13 protein-coding genes are annotated in these 18,952 nt (G+C 70.0%); 7 read left to right on the top strand and 6 right to left on the bottom strand.

What is annotated here, in order from left to right; translation table 11 throughout:
* Nucleotides 1-6: 6 nt before the first annotated feature.
* The 4 genes from ACIA8X_RS37025 to ACIA8X_RS37010 are packed head-to-tail and all read right to left on the bottom strand — an operon-like array spanning nucleotide 7 to nucleotide 4,449.
* Entirely contained in the window at nucleotides 7-999 is a 993-nt protein-coding gene (locus tag ACIA8X_RS37025) for a TAXI family TRAP transporter solute-binding subunit (RefSeq protein ID WP_399460132.1), read from the bottom strand.
* Nucleotides 996-2,417: an ATP-binding protein gene (locus ACIA8X_RS37020; protein WP_399460131.1), complete on the bottom strand. Its 1,422-nt coding sequence runs from the start codon at nucleotides 2,415-2,417 to the stop codon at nucleotides 996-998. Before ACIA8X_RS37020 ends, ACIA8X_RS37025 begins: the two co-directional genes overlap by 4 nt.
* An 8-nt stretch (nucleotides 2,418-2,425) precedes the next feature.
* Complete coding sequence (locus ACIA8X_RS37015; RefSeq protein ID WP_399460130.1) at nucleotides 2,426-3,085, bottom strand: response regulator transcription factor; 660 nt, start codon at nucleotides 3,083-3,085, stop codon at nucleotides 2,426-2,428.
* 17 nt (nucleotides 3,086-3,102) lie between these two features.
* The gene (locus tag ACIA8X_RS37010; protein WP_393460214.1) at nucleotides 3,103-4,449 is read right to left on the bottom strand and encodes an MFS transporter; all 1,347 of its coding nucleotides are present in this window, start codon (nucleotides 4,447-4,449) and stop codon (nucleotides 3,103-3,105) included.
* A 186-nt stretch (nucleotides 4,450-4,635) separates the two neighbouring features.
* On the opposite strand from ACIA8X_RS37010, the gene ACIA8X_RS37005 reads away from it, so the two are divergent.
* The gene (locus ACIA8X_RS37005) at nucleotides 4,636-6,792 is read left to right on the top strand and encodes a SpoIIE family protein phosphatase (protein ID WP_399460129.1); all 2,157 of its coding nucleotides are present in this window, start codon (nucleotides 4,636-4,638) and stop codon (nucleotides 6,790-6,792) included.
* A gap of 61 nt (nucleotides 6,793-6,853) precedes the next feature.
* A complete protein-coding gene (locus ACIA8X_RS37000) occupies nucleotides 6,854-7,069 on the top strand; it encodes a hypothetical protein (RefSeq protein WP_393460208.1) in 216 nt (71 codons plus the stop codon).
* A gap of 73 nt (nucleotides 7,070-7,142) precedes the next feature.
* Here ACIA8X_RS37000 and ACIA8X_RS36995 read toward each other — a convergent pair whose 3' ends face one another.
* Both ACIA8X_RS36995 and sbnA read right to left on the bottom strand, forming a co-directional pair.
* Entirely contained in the window at nucleotides 7,143-8,279 is a 1,137-nt protein-coding gene (locus ACIA8X_RS36995) for a PQQ-dependent sugar dehydrogenase (RefSeq protein WP_393460205.1), read from the bottom strand.
* Between the two features lie 706 nt (nucleotides 8,280-8,985).
* Nucleotides 8,986-9,978, bottom strand: coding sequence for a 2,3-diaminopropionate biosynthesis protein SbnA (sbnA, locus tag ACIA8X_RS36990; RefSeq protein WP_393460202.1), 993 nt, complete (start codon nucleotides 9,976-9,978; stop codon nucleotides 8,986-8,988).
* Nucleotides 9,979-10,459: 481 nt separating this feature from the next.
* Between sbnA and ACIA8X_RS36985 the strand changes: the two genes are divergently transcribed.
* The 5 genes from ACIA8X_RS36985 (at nucleotide 10,460) to ACIA8X_RS36965 (ending at nucleotide 18,514) form a co-directional block, all read left to right on the top strand.
* Entirely contained in the window at nucleotides 10,460-13,255 is a 2,796-nt protein-coding gene (locus tag ACIA8X_RS36985) for a Pls/PosA family non-ribosomal peptide synthetase (RefSeq protein ID WP_399460128.1), read from the top strand.
* A 56-nt stretch (nucleotides 13,256-13,311) separates the two neighbouring features.
* Nucleotides 13,312-15,930: an amino acid adenylation domain-containing protein gene (locus tag ACIA8X_RS36980; RefSeq protein WP_399460127.1), complete on the top strand. Its 2,619-nt coding sequence runs from the start codon at nucleotides 13,312-13,314 to the stop codon at nucleotides 15,928-15,930.
* A gap of 126 nt (nucleotides 15,931-16,056) precedes the next feature.
* Nucleotides 16,057-17,073 (top strand): TauD/TfdA family dioxygenase, encoded by a 1,017-nt coding sequence (locus ACIA8X_RS36975; protein WP_399460194.1) that lies wholly within the window; start codon nucleotides 16,057-16,059, stop codon nucleotides 17,071-17,073.
* A 32-nt stretch (nucleotides 17,074-17,105) separates the two neighbouring features.
* On the top strand, nucleotides 17,106-18,164 hold the full coding sequence (gene sbnB / locus ACIA8X_RS36970) for a 2,3-diaminopropionate biosynthesis protein SbnB (RefSeq protein ID WP_399460193.1): 1,059 nt from the start codon (nucleotides 17,106-17,108) through the stop codon (nucleotides 18,162-18,164).
* 131 nt (nucleotides 18,165-18,295) lie between these two features.
* Nucleotides 18,296-18,514, top strand: coding sequence for a hypothetical protein (locus ACIA8X_RS36965; protein ID WP_399460126.1), 219 nt, complete (start codon nucleotides 18,296-18,298; stop codon nucleotides 18,512-18,514).
* The last annotated feature ends 438 nt before the right edge of the window (nucleotides 18,515-18,952 follow it).

The following is an 18,952-nucleotide window of genomic DNA, read 5'->3' as shown; positions in this document are numbered from 1 at the left end:
GCGTGCTCAGCCGTGCAGTTCGCGGTACGCGACGACCGCCCCGGGGTGCAGCGGCACGACCCCGGTGGAGATCAGGCTGCGGACGTCGAGGAACTGGGTGCCGAGGGCGGTGGTGGGGACGAGGTGGGCGGCTCGGCGCACCAGGACGTCGGTGAGGGCGGCCGCGACGGGTGCGGGCAGGTCGGGGCGGCACAGCAGGAGGTTGGCCACGCCGATGGTGGTCACCTCGCGAGTGCCGCGGTACGCCCCGGCCGGCACCGTCACCGCCTCAAGTCCCGGTCCGGGGCTGCTCGTTCCGGCACGCAGGCGGGGGAGCAGGTCGGCCAGCGGCAGGAGGCGGATGCCGCTGCGGGTGTCCAGGCCGGAGAGCGTCGGCAGCGGCAGACCGCCCGACACGAGCAGGGCGTCGATCGCGCCGTCCCGCATCGCGTGTGCGGCCTGCGGCAGCAACAGGTGGCGCACGTGGACATCGGAGCCCGGGGTCAGGCCCGCGGCGCGCAGCAGCCGGTCGCCGAGTACGGCACCGCCGGATGCGGGCGCGCCCAGGGAGACGGTGCGCCCCGCCAGGTCGGCGACGGTGCGGATCGGTGCCTCGGCGCGCACGGCCAGCTGAAGGTAGTTCTCGTAGACCCGGCCGATCGCCCGCAGCGGGACCCGGCGGCCGAACGGTGCCGAGCCACCGTAGGCGGCCCACGCGATGTCGGCCAGGGCCAGCGCGACCTCGGCCCGGCCCGCTTGAAGCAGCCGGATGTTGGCCACACTGGCCTCGCTGTTGATCACCTCGCAGGACAGCCGGGGGTAGACCGTCCTCACCTGGTCGGCGAGCAGTTGACCGAAGGCCGCGTAGAAGTTGCCGGACTCGCCGGTCGCGATCCGTAGCCTGCCCTGCGGGCCACGGTCCGCGTGCCGGGCGTCGGCCGCCGCGGCGGCCGCCACAAGCCCGGTGCACGCGGTGCCGAGTGCGGCGCGCAGGACGATGCGGCGGGAGGGACCGTTCATGCCGTACGTCCCTTCGGACCGGATGTTGCTCCATGATCGGCGCGGGGGAGTACGACCCGCACGCGCAGGCCCTGCGGGTCGGCCGCGGCGAACTCGACGCGTCCGCCATGGCCGGCCACCAGCTGCTCGGCGATCGCCAGGCCCAGGCCGCTGCCGCGTACGTCGCGATGGCGCTCCGAGCGCCAGAAACGGATGCCCGCCTGGGCGAGTTCGCCGGTGGCAAGCCCCGGCCCGTCGTCCGCCACTTCGAACACCGCGTCCGGGCCGTCGGCGAAGCAGAGCGTCTCGACACGGGCGCCGTCACCGGCGTACTTGATCGCGTTGTCGAGCAGGATGTCGGCCACCTGGGCCAGTTCGCCTTCCGAGCAGGTCATGAGGACCGCAGGCCCGGGGGTGAACTCCAAGCGGACTCCCGCCTGTTCGGCCACCGGCCGCCACAGCTGAGCCTGGGCCGCGGCGACCGCCGTCGCGTCGCACCACACCTTCCGCTCGCCCGCCACGGCCAGCTCCCCGGCACGATGCTCGGCGTTCGCGAGGGCCAGCAGATCGTCCAGGAGGTGTTCCATCCGTTCGAGTTCGCCGGTCACGCCCGTGTACGTGCGGGTGGCGGAGTCAGGCAGACGGGGCTGGAGCGAGTCGATGCGCAGGCGCAACGCGGCGAGCGGGTTGCGCAGCTGGTGCGAGGTGTCGGCCACCAGGCGGCGCTGCTGTTCCAGCGCGGTGGTCACCGCGTCGGCCATGCGGTTGAAGCCGGTGGCCAGCTGGCGCAGCTCGGGCGGACCGCCGGCCCGGGCGTGCTCGGCGGGCAGCCCGGCCGCCAGCGCGCCGACCGCGCGGTCCAGGTGGTGCAGCGGGCGTACGACCCACCGGGTCGCGGCCCGGCCGAGCAGCACGCAGGCCACGGCGAACAGGCCCGCACCGGCCAGGACCAGCGCCCAGCGCAGGGCGATGTCGTCGGCGGCGTCCCGCACCGAGGCGCGCAGCACCACCGCACCGGACACCCGGGTGCCCGTGCCGACCGGGCGGGCGAGCAGCTTCTCGCCGCGGGACCAGGGGCGCAGCGTGCCCCCGGGAGAGACGGGCTGGTTGCGCAGCGCCGCGTCGAGGAGGCGGGCGACCGCGGGGTCGGCGGCGCGTATGCCGCCCGTCTGCACCACCGGGGCGCGGCGGGCGTCGACGACCACGACCGCCTCGCCGTACAGCGCGGTGTACCGGGTGGTCTCGGCCGTCAACGCCCCGGTGTCGCCGCTCTCGGCGGCCTGGTCGGCGAGTCCGGCGAAACGGTCGAGGTCGGCGGTGCGGGCCGCGACGAGCTGTTCGGTGCGCTGTGCGGCGGTGACGCCGAGCAGCGGGACGGCGAACCCGGCCACCGCGAGCACGGCGAAGGCCAGGACGACGGTCAGTACCCGAGTACGCATGGCCCGGTTCAGCCGCCGAACCGGTAGCCGAAGCCCCGGATCGTGGTCAGCACCTCGGGGCGGCCGAGCTTGGCCCGCAGCTGGGTGAGATGAACGTCGAGCGAGCGGGACACCGCCAGATAGGCGTCGCCCCACACCTCGTCCATCAGCTGCTGGCGGCTCACCGCCGTGCCCGCCCGGGCCGCCAGCGCGGCGAGCACCGCGAACTCCTTGGTGGTCAGCCGCACCTCGGCCCCGCCGACCGTCACCCGCCGCGCGTCGAGGTCGATCTCGACGTCACCGGCGAGGACCGTACGCGGCGCCGGAGCGGCCCGTGTCGCGGCGCGGCGGGTCACCGCCTCGATCCGGGCCAGCAGCTCGGCCAGCCGGACCGGCTTGACCAGGTAGTCGTCGGCACCCAGCCGCAGGCCCCGCACCACCGACCGCTCGTCACCCCTCGCGGTGAGGACCACCACCGGCAGACCGCTCACCGCACGCAGCTTGCGCAGCACCTCCAGCCCGTCCAGGTCGGGCAGCCCGAGATCGAGCAGCAGCAGGTCCGCCTGGCGGTGGCGGGCGAGGACCTCCTCGCCGCGCCGCACCCGCGTGGGCAGATGACCGTGCTCGTACAGGACCTCGGTCAGCGCACCCGCCACCCCGTCGTCGTCCTCGGCCAGCAGTACGCGCACGGTCGCCACCCTCCCAGTCAGCCCTTTGCCTCGCTCTCCAGCGGCGATCCGTCCGACGTCTCGCGCATCCGAATGTAGACGAGCAGCGAGATCAGGACACAGGCGGTGACGTAGTAGAAGTACCAGCTCTCGTGCCCGGCGTCCTTGAACCACAGGGCGACGTACTCCGCGGTCCCGCCGAACAGGGCCACGGTCAGCGCGTACGGCAGACCGACGCCCAGCGCCCGGATCGAGGTCGGGAACAGCTCGGCCTTCACCACCGCGCTGATCGAGGTGTACAGGGAGCTGACCGCCAGCGGCCCCACCATCAGCAAGAACGCGTACACGGGGTCGCTGGTGTGGGACAGCAGCGTGAGCGAGGGCACCACGACCACGGCGCCCAGCGCGCCGAACGCGATCAGCATCGGCCGCCGCCCCACCCGGTCCGACAGCAGCCCCATCACCGGCTGCAGCAGCACGAACACCAACAAGGCGAAGAAGTTGATCCAGGCCGCCGTCGGCTTGGCGATGCCGCTGGTGTTGACCATGAACTTCTGCAGATACGTGGTGTACGTGTAGAAGAACAGCGTGCCGCCCATGGTCAGCCCGACGACGACCATGCACTGCCGGGGGTAGGACAGCAGCATCCGCAGACTGCCACGCGCGGGCCCGTCGCCCGCACCCTTCTCGCTCTCCTCGGCCGCCGCGCGCTCGAAGCTCTCCGACTCGTCCATGCCGCGCCGCAGCCACAGCACGACGATCGCCCCCGCGGCGCCGACGACGAACGCGACCCGCCAGCCCCACGCCTCCATCTGGGAGGCGCTGAGCACCTGCTGCAGGACGATCTGCAGCCCGAGCGCCGTCAGCTGGCCGGCGATGAGCGTGACGTACTGGAAACTGGAGTAGTAGCCGCGCCGGCCGGGCGAGGCCACCTCCGACATGTACGTCGCCGAGGTCGAGTACTCACCCCCGACGGACAGGCCCTGCAGCAGCCGCGCCGTCACCAGGAGCACCGGCGCCGCGACCCCGATCGCCCCGTACGACGGCGTCAGCGCCACGATCAGCGAACCGGCCGCCATGAGCGTCACCGACAGGGTCAGTGCCGAACGCCGCCCCCGACGGTCGGCGTACCGCCCCAGCACCCAGCCGCCGATCGGCCGCATCAGGAACCCGACGGCGAACACCGCGGCGGTGTTCAGCAGTTGGGCGGTCTGGTCGCCGGACGGAAAGAACGCGGCGGCGAAGTACACACTGAACGCGGTGTACGCGTACCAGTCGTACCATTCGATCAGGTTGCCGATCGATCCACGCACGATGTTGCTGACGACCCTGCGCTCGCTGCGGCGCGACTCCTGCGCGCCCGCTGCCGTGGTCTGTGTGGCCATCGAAAACTCCCTTGTCTGAGGCCCGGGAGCACACAGAGTCGATGGCACGACAGGGCCGTTCAACATCACGAACCAAGTCCTAACAGTCCCTTAGGGCGGTGGCGGCGCGAGCCTCCGGTTCGCTGCGCGTGCCGTCACCGTCGCGCGGGCGTACCGTCCTGATATGGGCGTGAGGTTGTGCCCCACGTGACCGGGCCCTGCGAGGAACCGGTCGGTGCCGATCCGCTGGGTGAGGCGTTGGCGGCTGCCGTGCACCGCACGGGTGCGGTGGCCGGGGCCGTGTATCGGCTGGACGCGGCGGGAGAGGTACTGACGCTGGACGCGATGTGCGGAGTACCGGTCGAGGCCTTCGCTCCGTGGTGGCGGGTACGGCTCGCCTCCCACGGCCCGACGCAGGACGCCGTACGCGAGGAGCGGCTCGTCTGGGTGAGCTCCCAGGAGGAGCTGGCCCGCGCATACCCGCACGTGGCGGCGAACGTCCCCTACGGCCTCGCGTTCGCCGTCGTTCCCTTAACAGCGGGCGTCCGCGTGCGGCGTGGCGCACTGCTGCTGATGTGGCCACCCGACCATCCGGGCCGCCTGTCGCTCCGGGAGCGGGGAGGCATCGCACTGAGCGCTCGCCGCCTCGCCCGCATCCTGGACACCGCCCGCCCCACGGCCGTGCCCGGCCGGCCCCGCTTCGTCCCCCTGCGCCACCACGACACGCGACACACTCAGCCGGCGCTGGCCGCGTCGGCCCTGGCCGAACGCCTCACCCTCGGCGCCCTCGCCCTCGACCGCGAAGGACGGATCACCTTCGCCAACACCGCGGCCGCCGAACTGCTGGGCAGACCCGTGGAAGACCTGCTGGGCACCCAGCCATGGCAGTCACTGCCCTGGCTGGACGACGTCGCCTTCATGGACGCCTACCGCACCGCCGTGACCAGCCGCGAGCCACTCGCCCTGACGGTCCTGTGCCCCTCGGCCCAATGGCTCAGCCTCCGTTTCGACGCCGACGCCACCGGTATCAGCATCCTCATCACCCCCGGTCTCACGGCCGGCCCGCCGTCCAGACCCGGCACCACACAGCCCGTCCCGATCGACGCCCCCGCCGCCAGCCGCATCCACCTCCTGGTGTATCTGGCCGCCGCACTGACGGAAACCGTCGGCGTCCAGGACGTCGTCGACCTGGTCGCCGACCAGATCCTGCCCGCCTTCGGCGCCCACGGCATGATCATGACCACCGTCGAGGCCGGCCGTATGCAGATCATCGGGCACCGCGGCTACACCCCGGACACCATCGAACGACTCGACGGCCTGCCCGTGGACGCCGGCCTCACCCCCGCGGGACGCGCCCTGGCCACCGGCCGTTCGTCCTACATCGCCGACCCCGCGGAACTGACGCGCGCCTATCCCGGAGCACCGCAGATCAGCGACAAACAGGCCTGGGCGTTCCTGCCGCTGATCACCTCAGGGCACCCCATCGGCTGCTTCGTCCTCGCCTACAACCACCCCCGCACCTTCACCGCCGCCGAGCGCTCCATCCTCACCCCCCTGGCGGGCCTCATCGCCCAGGCCCTGGACCGCGCCCGCCTCTACGACGCCAAACACAGCCTCGCCCACGCCCTCCAGCAGGCACTGCTGCCACGCACCCTGCCCACCGTGACCGGCCTCGACGTCGCGGCCCGCTACCTGCCCGCGAGCCACGGCATGGACATCGGCGGCGACTTCTACGACCTCATCCGCCTCACCGAGACCACGGCCGCGGCGGTCATCGGCGACGTGCAGGGCCATGACGCGACGGCCGCGGCCCTCATGGGCCAGGTCCGCACGGCCGTCCACTCCCACGCCACCGCCGGTGCCGGCCCCGGTCAGGTCCTGGCCCGTACCGACCGCGATCTGACCGATCTGGAGGCCGGCCGTTTCGTGTCCTGCCTCTACGCCCACCTCGACCTGGCCCGCCACGAGGTGACCCTGGCCAGCGCGGGCCACCCGCCCCCGCTGCTGCGCCACCCCGACCACCACGCCCACGCCGTCGCCATCGACCCCGGCCCACCCCTCGGCCTGGGCATGGGAACGACCACCTACCCGGTCACGGCCCTGCCCCTGACCGAGGGGTCGCTCCTCGCGCTCTACACGGACGGTCTGGTCGAAGTCCCCGGCACCGACATCGAGCAGACCACGGCCGACCTCGCCCACCACCTCGGCGAGTCGAGCCACCTCCCGCTGCACCACCTCGTCGACCACTTGGTCCACCGCACCCGCCCGACCAACCGGCACACCGACGACATCGCCCTTCTCCTGCTGCGCCCCACGGCGCGTTTGGAGGGTCGGGTTGTGGGGTCGGGGGTGGTGGTGCGGTAGCCGGGGAGCCGCTGGCTGCGCCCCGCATGCGGGTGTGTGTCGCACGCCGCACTCTGGTGCTATGGCAAGTACGCAGCCCGTCGTCGTCTACCCGCCCGCCGAGGACGGCGGGCGGCGGGTCCGCGTCGACGATCACTTCCTGGGCATGGCGTATGGCCTGCTGGACGTGGCCGAGTTCCTGAGACGGGTGGGTATTGAGGACGCGGATCCGGAGTATGTACGGGGTTCCGGGCTGATCGAGTGGCGCGGCGGGGGCCCGGAGGCGTGGCAGCCCTGAGCGTGACACGTCACCGTTCGGCGGCCGGATCCGTCCCCGGATGGGCGGCTTCTTGTGGTGGTTGTGGCGGTTGTTATGCCGGGTCGATGCGGGAGATGCTGCCTCCGAGGTCGAGTGCGTACAGTTCGCCATTGCCGCCTTGCACGAAGGAGACGACCGAGCCGCCGTTGACTGCGAGGTCGCTCACGCCGGTCACCTTGCCGTTCTCTATCTGCAGGGTGCGCAGGGTGCCGTCGCAGTAGTCGCTGAACACGTACTGGCCTTGGAGGTCTGGGATGGCGGTGCCTCGGTAGACGTATCCGCCGGTCACCGAGCAGCCAAGGCCGTTGCGGTCGTACTCGTGGATCGGCGGCACGTGGTTGGCGGGCTCTGTGCCGTCCCGGAAGGGATGGTTGCCCTCCATCTGGGACCAGCCGTAGTTCTCACCGCCCTTGCTGCTTGCCGGGGCCCAGTCGATCTCCTCCCAGGCACTCTGGCCGACGTCACCGATCAGCAGGTCGCCGGTGCCCGCGTCGAAGGAGAACCGCCACGGGTTGCGGAGCCCGTACGCCCAGATCTCGTCCTTCGCGTTCGGGTCGTCCACGAACGGGTTGTCCGGCGGGATCGCGTACGGCTTGGCACCGTGCGGGTCGATCCGCAGGAGCTTGCCGAGCAGCGTGTCGAGGTTCTGTCCGTTGCCGTGCGGGTCGCCGCCCGCGCCTCCGTCGCCGAACGCGATGTAGAGGTAGCCGTCGGGGCCGAAGGTGATGTCGCCGCCGTTGTGGTTGGAGTAGGGCTGCGTCTGGGTGAGGACGGTGCGCCGGGTGTCCGGCTGGATCTTGCCGTCCCGCATGGTGAACTCGTCGACGGTGCTGGTGCCTTCGAGGTTGGTGAACGAGATGTAGAAGTGCGCGAATCCCTTGTCGAACGCGATGCCCAGCAGGCCGCGTTCGCCGTCGGTGGTGGTCTCGCCGGATATGTCGAGGACGGGTTCGCCGAGTCCCTGATCGCCCAAGGCCCTTACGGTTCCTGCGCGTTCGGCTATCCAGATGGTGCCTCCGGGACCGGCGGTGCCGGCGGTCGGATTCTGGGCCGTGGCGACTTCCTTGAGCGTGACCTTGGCTGCCTGGGGTGGGGCGGCGGGCTCGTCGGCGGACGCCGTGGTGAAGGCGAGGGAGGCGACGAGGCAGAGGGTGCCGATGATCGCCGAGCTTCTGGTGCGAACTCTCACCGTGATCCTCCTGGAGGCGGTGAAGGGGGAGGTCACCCGGCTGCTTGGGCAGGTTGAGGGGGTGTCGCCCGTGCCAGCACGCGACCTGGGTGGGGGGATTGTGTGCTACTGGCTACAGATGAGGATACGGGGGACAGCGGTGTTCGGTGTAGACCGCAACTCGGCCCGTCTGCCTCGGCTTTGCCTTCCGTCGCACCGGCCTGATGAAATGCCGGGCGCCCTCAGTGACGGAGTCTCAGCGTCGATGTCTGAACTGCTGATCTGGTTCTTTGGGTGGGGCTGGCCTGGCGGTGGGGGGTTCGTCGGGCCGCCGCGTCAACGGTGTTGTCCGGTGCGTGACTCCTCGCTGGAGCTGGTGGCTGCACCGAGGGCTGTGTACTGCTGAGTGATGAGTGGTCGGTGAACACGGCGGTCAGCAGGGTGAGTTGGTCTGCGGCGGTGGAGGTCTCCCAGGGGGTGAGGGACCGTTCTGCGTGTTGGGCTTGCAGGAGCAGGGCGGCGAGGATGTTCACTTTCGCGAGGCTGGCGGTGATGTGTTTGTGTGAGCCGTACACCGCCCGTCGAAGTCCGCGGCCGACCGCATCATGGCCCATCTCGGGCCGTTGCTTGCGTTCCAGCCCCGCAGAGTTGGTCGCCGACGGCCTCGTCCCGGTGCCGGCCGGTCGGTGACGGGGGTGCCGGCACGGCCTGCGGGGGCCTGGGGTTCTCAGGCCGCGGCGCCGTGGGCGGTCAGTGCCTGCGGGGCGAGTGCGTCGTCGCCGTAGAGGTCTTGCACCCAGTTGGTCTGGTAGACGGTCTCGAGGTAGCGCTCACCGAGGTCGGGGGCGATGGCCACCGCGGTCGGCTGCCGGTGGTGCCCTGAGTGCTCGGCGAGCCATCGGGTGGCGCCGCTGACGACGGTGCCGGTGGAGCCTCCGAAGACGAAGCCGCGACGCGCCAGCTGGTGGCAGGTGCGGATGGTGTCGGCTTCGTTGACGTGTATCACTTCGTCCACGTACGAGTCGTCCAGCAGCGGCGGACGGACGCTGGTGCCGAGACCGGGGATCATGCGTCGGCCTGGGGTGTCCCCGAAGGTGACGGAGCCTTCGCTGTCGACGGCGACGATGTGTACCGGCCTGTGCCAGTCGCGGAAATAGCGGGCGCAGCCCATGAGCGTGCCGGTGGTGCCGGCTCCGACGAAGAGGACGTCGAGGTCGGGGAAGTGGCGGGCGATGGCGGGGGCGGTGGTGCGGTAGTGGGCCATGCGGTTGTGGGGGTTGGTGTACTGGTTGAGCCATAGGTAGCGGTCGTCTGAGGCGCACAGCGCGCGGACGTGGTTGATGCGCCCGGCGAGCAGACCGCCATCGGCGGCGGGCTCGGTGATGATGTGGATCTGGCTGCCCAGGGCTTCCATGAGCAGCCGGGTGGGCAGGTTGCAGCGGGAGTCGGTCACGCACACGAACCGGTAGCCCTTGCTGGCTGCGATCATGCTCAGGGCCACTCCTAGGTTGCCGGAGGAGGACTCGACGAGGATCGAGTCCTCGGTGAGCCGGCCGTCGCGTTCGGCGGCCTCGACCATCTCGGCGGCGGCTTTGAGTTTTATGGAGCCGGCGAAGTTGAATCCTTCGCATTTGAGAAACAGTCGGTTCCCGATGATTTCGTCGAGGTCGACGTAGAGGTCGTCCTGGTTGAATTCCTGGGGGGTGGATATGACCGGCATGATCGCCTCCCGAAAAGCGCTGGAACATCTCGTGCCGCTCGTCCGTAATGCGGGCGGCTGAGAGAAGACGTCACCTGCCGGGGAAGACGTCTTTTGGACTCCTCCAGTACGCGCGATCGCAGAGGTCCTGTCACGCCACCGGATCTCGGGGCTTGACAGTGACCGCGATCAGGCGTAAAAGCGCGCGGTCGTCGTTATTCGAGGCGAGTCGGATCGTCCCGGGCTGCAAGCTCCGATCTGTCCCGGGCTGTATAGCAGCGTCCGGGGTCCGCGCAGCAGCGAAGAGGCCGCAGCATCGGCCGATTCCCGCTACCGCTGTCGGTCTGTGGTGTCAAGGTACGAAATTCAGCGGCGTGACGAGGATGTGCCGACCGGGCGTAATGGAGAGGCAGGCGTGAGGAATCCGCCCCGGATAGCTCTGACGCCTCTGCGGGTGGAAGAAGCCCTCACCCGCGACCACACCGACGACACCGGAGCTCACATGGCAGGAATATCCCCCGGCACCTGGACGGCCGGCCCGCCCGGCATCTCCACGTGCTCCGACGGCAACGGCGGCGGCAGGCCCGATGGCACGTCCGCCGGCCCGACGGCCGATACCGCACGGCGTCTGGCGCAGGTGCTGGCCGACGTCGTGCGCGTGGATCAGGTATCGGTCGACAGTCACTTCTTCGAAGATCTCGGTGCGGACTCGATGGTGATGGCCCAGTTCTGTGCGCGGGTCAGGAAGCGGGCGGACCTGCCGTCCGTGTCGATGAAGGACGTCTACCGGCATCCCACCGTCGAGAGCCTGGCCACCGCGCTCACCGGATCTGACGCAGTGGCCTTCGCTCCCGCAGCCGTGGCTCCCGCGTCCGCCGCCACCGGCGCGGCGACCACGGCCACCGGCGCGGCGACCACGGCCACCGGCGCGGCGACCACGGCCACCGGCGCGGCGACCGCGGCCACCGTGCCCACGACCAGTGGCTCGACGGCCACCGTGCGCCCGGCCGCGGCACACGTGCCGGTCCAGCCGTCCGGCCCCGCGGCCGCCTCGACCTCTGCTGCGGCGCCCGCCGCGCCCGCTGTCCAGGAGTCGAGCGGGACGGCGGCACGGGCCGGTACACGCCAGTACCTGCTGTGCGGAATGCTGCAGTTGCTGTTCTTCCTCGGGTGGTCCTACCTGGCCGCCCTGGCCGTGGTCGGCGGCTACGAATGGATCAGCGATGCTTCCGCCCTGACCGACCGCTACCTGCGTTCCGTGCTGGTCGGCGGTGCCGGCTTCATCGGCTTGTGCACCGTGCCGATCCTGGCCAAATGGACGCTCATCGGCCGCTTCAAGCCCGGCCGGTTCCCCGTGTGGAGCCTGGCCTATCTGCGCTGGTGGATCGTCAAAACGCTGATGCGAACGAGCCCTGTGCGCCTGTTCACCGCGTCGCCGCTGTTCGTGCTCTACCTTCGGGCCCTGGGCGCGAAGGTCGGACGTAACGTGGCGATCTTCTCCACGCATATCCCCGTGTGCACCGATCTGCTCACGATCGGAGACGGGACGGTCATCCGCAAGGACTCACTGTTCTCCTGTTACCGGGCCCACGACGGCTTCATCCAGACCGGCCCGGTCACTCTGGGCAAGGACGTCGTCGTCAGCGAACAGACGGTCCTCGACATCAACACCTCCATGGGCGACGCGGCCCAGCTCGGGCATGCCTCCTCCTTGCACGCCGGACAGGCTGTCCCCGCCGGACAGCGCTGGCACGGCTCACCGGGCGAGGCCACCGTCACGGACTTCCGCAGGGTGGACGCCGCCGACTGCTCCACCACCGGGAAGGTCCTGTACGGCATCGGGCAGCTGCTGACCCTGCTGCTGGTGTACCTGCCGCTGACGACGGGTGGCGTGACCCTGCTCCTCGCCGCGGTACCGCAGCTGAACGCGCCGCTCGATTCCGGGTCATCGCCCTTCGCCGGCTGGACGTTCTTCCTCGGTGCCCTGGCCGCGTCCTTCGTATTGTTCTTCGGCGCCGCTTTCGCCGGGCTCGTCATCCAGGGAATGGTGCCGCGCCTGCTCAAGAGGGCCATCAAGCCGGACACGGTCTATCCGCTCTACGGCTTCCAATACGGTGTGCAGCGGGCGATCGCCTTTCTGACCAACAGGAAGTTCTTCACCACGCTTTTCGGCGACAGCTCCGCGATCGTCCACTACCTGCGCTATATCGGATACGACCTGTCGAATTTCACGCAGACCGGCTCGAACTTCGGTACGGAAGTGAAGCACGACAGCCCGTTCCTGAGCTCGGTGGGCAGCGGCACGATGGTCGCCGACGGCCTGTCGATCATCAATGCCGACTTCTCCAACACGTCGTTCTCCCTCTCCCGTGTCTCGATCGGAGCGCGCAGTTTCCTCGGAAACCACATCGCCTATCCGGCACGGGCCACGACCGGCGACAACTGCCTGCTGGCAACGAAGGTCATGGTGCCTGTCGACGGAGAGGTGCGGGAGGACGTCGGTCTGCTGGGATCGCCTGCCTTCACCATTCCGCGCACGGTGATGCGGGACGTCCGGTTGAACGACGTGGCGAGCGGTAGCGAGCTGCGCCGGCGCCTCGCCGCCAAGAGCCGGCACAACGCCGTCACCGCGGTGTTGTATCTGCTGGCGCGGTGGTTCCACGTCTTCGCCGTCACCCTGCTGGCCGTGGCAGCGGAAGCCCTCTACCCCTCCTTCGGCGCATCGGTGATAGCGCTGGCCGGTGTGCTCGGCCTCGTCTTCACCGTCTGCTACTTCGCGCTGATCGATCGGGCCGCCACGGGATTCAAGGCCCAAGTACCGCTGAACTGCTCGATCTATGAGGGGTCCTTCTGGCGGCATGAACGTTTCTGGAAGCTGGCCCGAGCCGATTACACCCAGTTCTTCAACGGGACCCCGTTCAAGAACGTGGTCTGGCGACTTCTGGGTGCCCGGGTCGGCAAGCGGGTCTTCGACGACGGCTGCTCCTTCCCGGAGCGGACGCTGGTGACGATCGGCGATGACTGCACCCTCAACGCGGGCACGGGGATCCAGTGCCACTCGCAGGAGGACGGCGCCTTCAAGTCCGACCGGACCACGATCGGCTCCGGCTGCACCCTCGGTGTCGGCGCGTTCGTCCACTACGGCGTGGCCATGGCCGACCACGTCGACCTCGCCTGCGACTCGTTCCTCATGAAGGGCGAGCACGTCCCCTCACACGCCCGGTGGGGAGGAAACCCGGCCTGTCACCTGCCCGACAACGCCCCCCAACCGCAAGCCGCGACGGCAACCCGCATCTGACGAGGGTTGGCACCCCGCCGCACCACATGAGAACCCGAGCACAAGGACAGATCCTGATGGCACTCAACACTCCCGCCGGCCGAAACTTCCGGCACGGTGTCCTGACCGCATCCGGCGGTTGCACGCCCCTTCCGCGCTGGACCCGTGAGCCGGTCGCCGGCCTGGCCGAGCACCACGCACCGATCCCCGTCAGCCACGTGAGGGCACTGCGTCGGCTGGCAGACGACCTGGCCGCGCCGCTGAGCTCTCTGCTCCTGGGCGCGCATGCCAAGGTGCTCGCCGCGCTGACCGGCGAACGCGACGTGACCACCGGCTACGTCGCCGCCGCGCGGGGCCGACCGCTGCCGTGCCGGCTGGCGACCGGACACGGCTCGTGGCGGGCTCTGCTGCTGCACACCCATCAGGTCGCCTCGCAACTGCTCACCCACCGGGATCACCCGGTCGACGACCTCAGGCGCGAACTCGGTCTGACCGAGCCACTGTTTGAAACCGTTCTCGATGCGACCGGCGCCGGTGCCGACCCCACCGGCACCGACGGCGATGCGACCGACACCAGCTGCGATCCGGCCACGGGCCGCAGCCAGGCAGCCGCAGACAGCATCGAGTACGTCGGCGACAGCGGCGACCCGGCCCAGAACGCCGTACTGCGGGTGGGCATCCTGTCCCACGACGACGGACGGCTCACGCTGCGGCTGCGCTACCGCACCGACGCCCTCGACGCCGACTGCGCTGCCCGGATCGCCGGCTATCACCTCACCGCGCTCGCGCTGATCGCCGCCGACCCGGATGCGGAGCATGCACGGCAGAGCCTGCTGTCCGCCGAGGAAGTGCGTTTCCAGCTCGAAGGGCTCGCAGGGGCGCCCCGGAGCCTGCCCGACGCCCGGGTGCACGAGCTGTTCGAGCAGCGTGTACGGCAACACCCCGGCGCCGTCGCGGCCCAGCACGGCAACCGGCAGTGGACCTACCGGGAGCTCAACGCCCGCGCGAACCGGTTGGCCCGTGCCCTGCTGGCGCGGGGGCTCGGCCATGAAGGCGTCGTCGCGGTGGTGATGGACAGGAACCTTTACTGGCTGGCAGCCGTTCTGGCGGTCTTCAAGGCCGGCGGCGTGTACCTGCCCATCGAGCCGCATCTGCCTGCCGCACGTATCAAGTCCACGCTGGCCCGTTCCGAGTGCACGCTCGTGCTCACCGAACCCGGCACCCCCACCAGCACGCTCGACACGGCCCTCGCGTCGCTGCCCGCAGTCCGGACGCTGGTCACCGACACTGCCTACGAGGAGAGCCACGCCGAGGGTGATCTCGGCGTCGACGTCGCACCCGACCAGCCGGCCTACATCTACTTCACCTCCGGCTCCACCGGCGAACCGAAGGGCGCCATGTGTGAACACGCGGGCATGCTCAACCACCTCTACGCCAAGATCGACGATCTGGAGATCGGCGAGGGGCAGGTGGTCGCCCAGACCGCTCCTCAGTGCTTCGACATCTCGCTGTGGCAGCTGCTCGCCGCGCTTATGAGGGGTGGGCGGACCCTGCTCGTCGAGCAGGAGGTGATCCTGGACGTGCAGCGGTTCGTCGACAAGATCGTCGATGAACGGGTCGCCGTACTCCAGGTCGTGCCGTCGTACCTCGAAGTCGTCATGACGTATGTCGAGCAGCACCCGCGCGAGCTGCCCGACCTGCGGTATGTGTCGGTCACCGGCGAGGCGCTGAAGAAGGAACTCGTCCAGCGCTGGTTCACCGCCCAGCCCCACATCAAGCTGGTCAACGCGTACGGCCTGACCGAGACCTCGGACGACACCAACCACGAGGTCATGGACCGGGTACCGGATGGCGACCGGATCCCGCTGGGCCGGCCGGTCAACAACGTGCACGTCTACGTCGTCGACGAGTACCTCAACCCGGTGCCGCTCGGTGCGCCCGGCGCGATCGCCTTCTCCGGGATCTGCGTCGGGCGCGGCTACGTCAACGACCCTGAGCGCACCCTGCCTGCCTACCTGCGCGATCCCCACCGTCAAGGCCGGCGCCTCTACCTCAGCGGCGACTTCGGCCGCTGGCGGCCCGATGGCAAGCTGGAGTTCCTCGGCCGCCGCGACACCCAGGTCAAGATCCGCGGCTTCCGTATCGAGACCGGCGAGATCGAGAACACCTTGCTGCAGGTGCCGGGTGTGCGCGGCAGCGCCGTGGTGGTCGCCGAACGCCCCGACCGCAGCACACACCTGGTGGCCTTCTACAGCGCCCCGGGGCCCCTGTCGGCCGATGTCCTGTTGACCCGGCTGGGCGCCGCGCTGCCCGCGTACATGGTCCCTTCGGCCGTCCACTGGCGCGAAGGCCTCCCGCTGACCGCGAACAGCAAGATCGACCGGAAGGCCCTGACGGCCCTGGCCGCTCAACTCCACGTCGCCGAGGACGACTTCCAGGCACCCGGCATGCCAACCGAACAGCGACTGGCAGTCGCATGGGCCGGCGTGCTCGGCATCCCGCTGAGCGGGATCGGACGCCACGACCACTTCTTCGACCTCGGCGGCACCTCGCTGTCGGCCGTGAAACTCGCCATCACCCTGGACCGTGCGGTGTCCCTGGCAGACATCACCCGCCACCCCGTCCTCGCCGACCTGGCCCGGCTCCTGAAGGACCCGTCACTGCGACAGCCAACCGCACAGCCGGCCGCCTCCTGACCGCCGGCCTCTCCCTCAAATCCACTGAGGACTTCCTCTGAGGAATTTCTCAACACCACTGAAAGGACGAAGACGATGTCACTCCGCACCATGATCAGCCACATGCCCATGCCCATGCCCATGCCCATGCCCATGCTCATGCCCGCGCCCGAGCTCCGGGTGGACCTGCACCCCGGCAAACCCCCGATACTGCACACCCCCGCCCACGCCTTTGAGGACGCGCCGGGCTGGGCGGCCGTGCACCGCCACGCCCTGCGCCGCCTGGTCACCGAACACGGCGCGCTGCTCGTCCGCGGCCTTCGCCTGCGCGCCACCGATCAGGTCGGCGCCGTCTTCCACCACCTGGCTGCCGGCCTGATGACCGAGAGGGAAGCCTTCGCCCCCCGCCGCACCCACACCCCGGGCGTGTACTCCTCCACGGCATGGCCGGCCAACCAGCCCATGTGCATGCACCACGAACTCAGCTACACCCACTCACCCCCCGGCCTCCTGCTGATGGCCTGTCTGACCCCGCCACCCGCCGGCGGAGCCACCGCCCTCGCCGACGCCTGCGCCGTCCTCGATGCGCTGGCGCCGGAACTGGTCCAGCGGTTCCAAGAGGAGGGCTGGCTGCTCACCCGCACGTACAACGACGAGATCGGGGCGTCCTGGCAGGAGGCGTTCGGCACCGAGGACAAGGCCGCCGTCGAGGAATACTGCCGCGCCAACACCATCGAGTTCTGCTGGGGGCCCGACGGGACCCTGAACACCCGCCAGCGCCGCCCCGCCGTGGTGCGCCACCCGGTCAGCGGCCGGCACTGCTGGTTCAACCAGGTCGCGTTCCTCAACGAGTGGACGATGGCCCCGGAGATACGGGAATACCTCACCGACGTCTACGGCCCCGACGGGCTGCCCTTCAACACCCGCTTCGGAGGCGGCGACCCGGTCAGCGAGGACGTCGTCCAGCTGATCAACACCGTCTACGAGCGACACACCGTCCGCGAGCCGTGGCAGGCCGGCGACCTGATGCTCGTCGACAACGTCCGCACCGCCCACAGCCGAGAACCCTACGAGCCACCGCGCGACGTACTCGTCGCCATGGCCGAACCGATGCACCCGACCCCGACCCCCTGCCCGCCGACCCGCGAGGGGAGCACCCGATGACCACGTCCCGCTCCAACGCCACGGAGTCCTCCATGTCCGACATGTCCGAGCAGATCGCCGCGCCACAGCCGATCACCGTGCCACCGTTCGCGGTGATCCCGGGAGCCCAGGTCCAGCACACCCTGCAGGGCCAGGAACGACAGATCGTGGACCTGGTCGAAGCCACCTACGCGCTGCACGCCGCGGGGGATTCGGTCAACCCGCCGTCGTACTTCCTGCGCTTTTCCGACCGCCCGACGGCGCGGATCATCGCGCTGCCCGCGTCGATCGGCGGGGAGGTGCGGGTGGACGGGCTGAAGTGGATCTCCAGCTTCCCCGAGAACGTGCAGGCAGGCATCCCGAGGGCCTCGGCGGTGCTGATCCTCAACGACCACGACACCGGCTACCCGTTCGCCTGCCTGGAAAGCTCCATCATCAGCGCCACCAGAACGGCCGCGATGGCCGCATCGGCGGCCGACCAGCTCAGCCGCAACCGCCGGCGCCCCACCCGTGTCGGATTCTTCGGGACGGGCCTGATCGCCCGCTACATCCACACCTTTCTGACCGCGACCGGCTGGTCGTTCGACGAGATCGGCGTGCACGACGTGTCCGCCGACCACGCGAGCGGCTTCCACGGCTACCTGCAGCAGACCGCCGCCGGCCGGATCACCGTGCACGACGACCCCGAGCAGCTGATCCGCACCAGCGACCTGGTCGTCTTCGCCACCGTCGCCGGCCGGCCACACGTCACCGACCCGGCGTGGTTCGACCACAACCCCCTGGTGCTGCACGTGTCGCTGCGCGACCTCGCCCCCGAGATCATCCTCGCCTCGGCGAACATCGTCGACGACGTCGACCACTGCCTCAAAGCCGACACCTCACCGCACCTGGCCGAACAGCTCACCGGCAACCGGGACTTCCTGACCGGCACGCTGCACGACGTCATGACCGCACGCGCGACGCTACCGACGGACCGGCCGGTGGTGTTCTCGCCCTTCGGCCTCGGAGTGCTCGACCTCGCCGTCGGCAAGCACGTGTACGACGAGGTGACCCGCGCCGGGCAGCTGCACGTCATCGACGACTTCTTCCACGACTTGCGTCGCTATGGATGAACGTACGCGTACGGCTGCGGGGGCGTCCCGGTGTACGGGCACCGGGGACCGCGGCGGCTCTCGGTGGCGTCGGCTTGCCCGCGGGTACCGCTGGGGGACCGTAGAACAGCCGGGACGAGATCAGGACCTGCATGGCGAGGGCGTTCGACAGCCCGCTCAAGGGCTCGACGTCGACGGACACGCCAAAGAGCATGCGGTTCGTCTTCGGGGACGCAAAGGTGTTGATCAGCGTCAGCGGCATCCTCATGTCCGGCGAGACCGAACGGCCCGATGGACGCCGCCGGGCGAACCGGGTGCTGTCCCGCAACGATGACGGGATGTGGACCGCCTGCGCGTACACCAACTCCTGACCCTCGCGTTTCACTTGGCCCCGTCTCCGGAACATGAGCGGTGACGCGGCTTTCTGGGCTGGGACGACGAACCTTGCCGAGGGGTTCTGCCGGTCCGGGCGGAAGGCACGCAGTCACAGATCATGCAGATTCGCCCCGGCAAGCCGGTCGCGTCCATCGCGCTCCGGCACAGGCGATCACCAGCGATATCCGCTGCGGCCGCACTCGACGACGGCCCCACTTCAGCCGCCACCGAAAGCCGAGGCGGCCATCCACGGGTGAGCTCCTGCTCAATGCCGGCGGCAATGACGGGCCATGGGGTGGGAAGCGCTGCAATCGTCGACCAGTACCGATGCGACGCTGCGGACCGCAGCGCTCACTCCAAGGCCCACAGACTTGGGCGCAAGCGTGCCGAGCACCCGTCGGGTTGTCGTGCCTGCGCCTCGCGCTGCGGCGCCG

It is taken from the genome of Streptomyces sp. NPDC051738 (assembly GCF_044453205.1).
Taxonomy (GTDB): Bacteria; Actinomycetota; Actinomycetes; order Streptomycetales; family Streptomycetaceae; genus Streptomyces.
The sequence above is the reverse complement of the archived record's forward strand: the minus strand, read 5'-3'. Positions and strand labels throughout refer to the sequence as shown.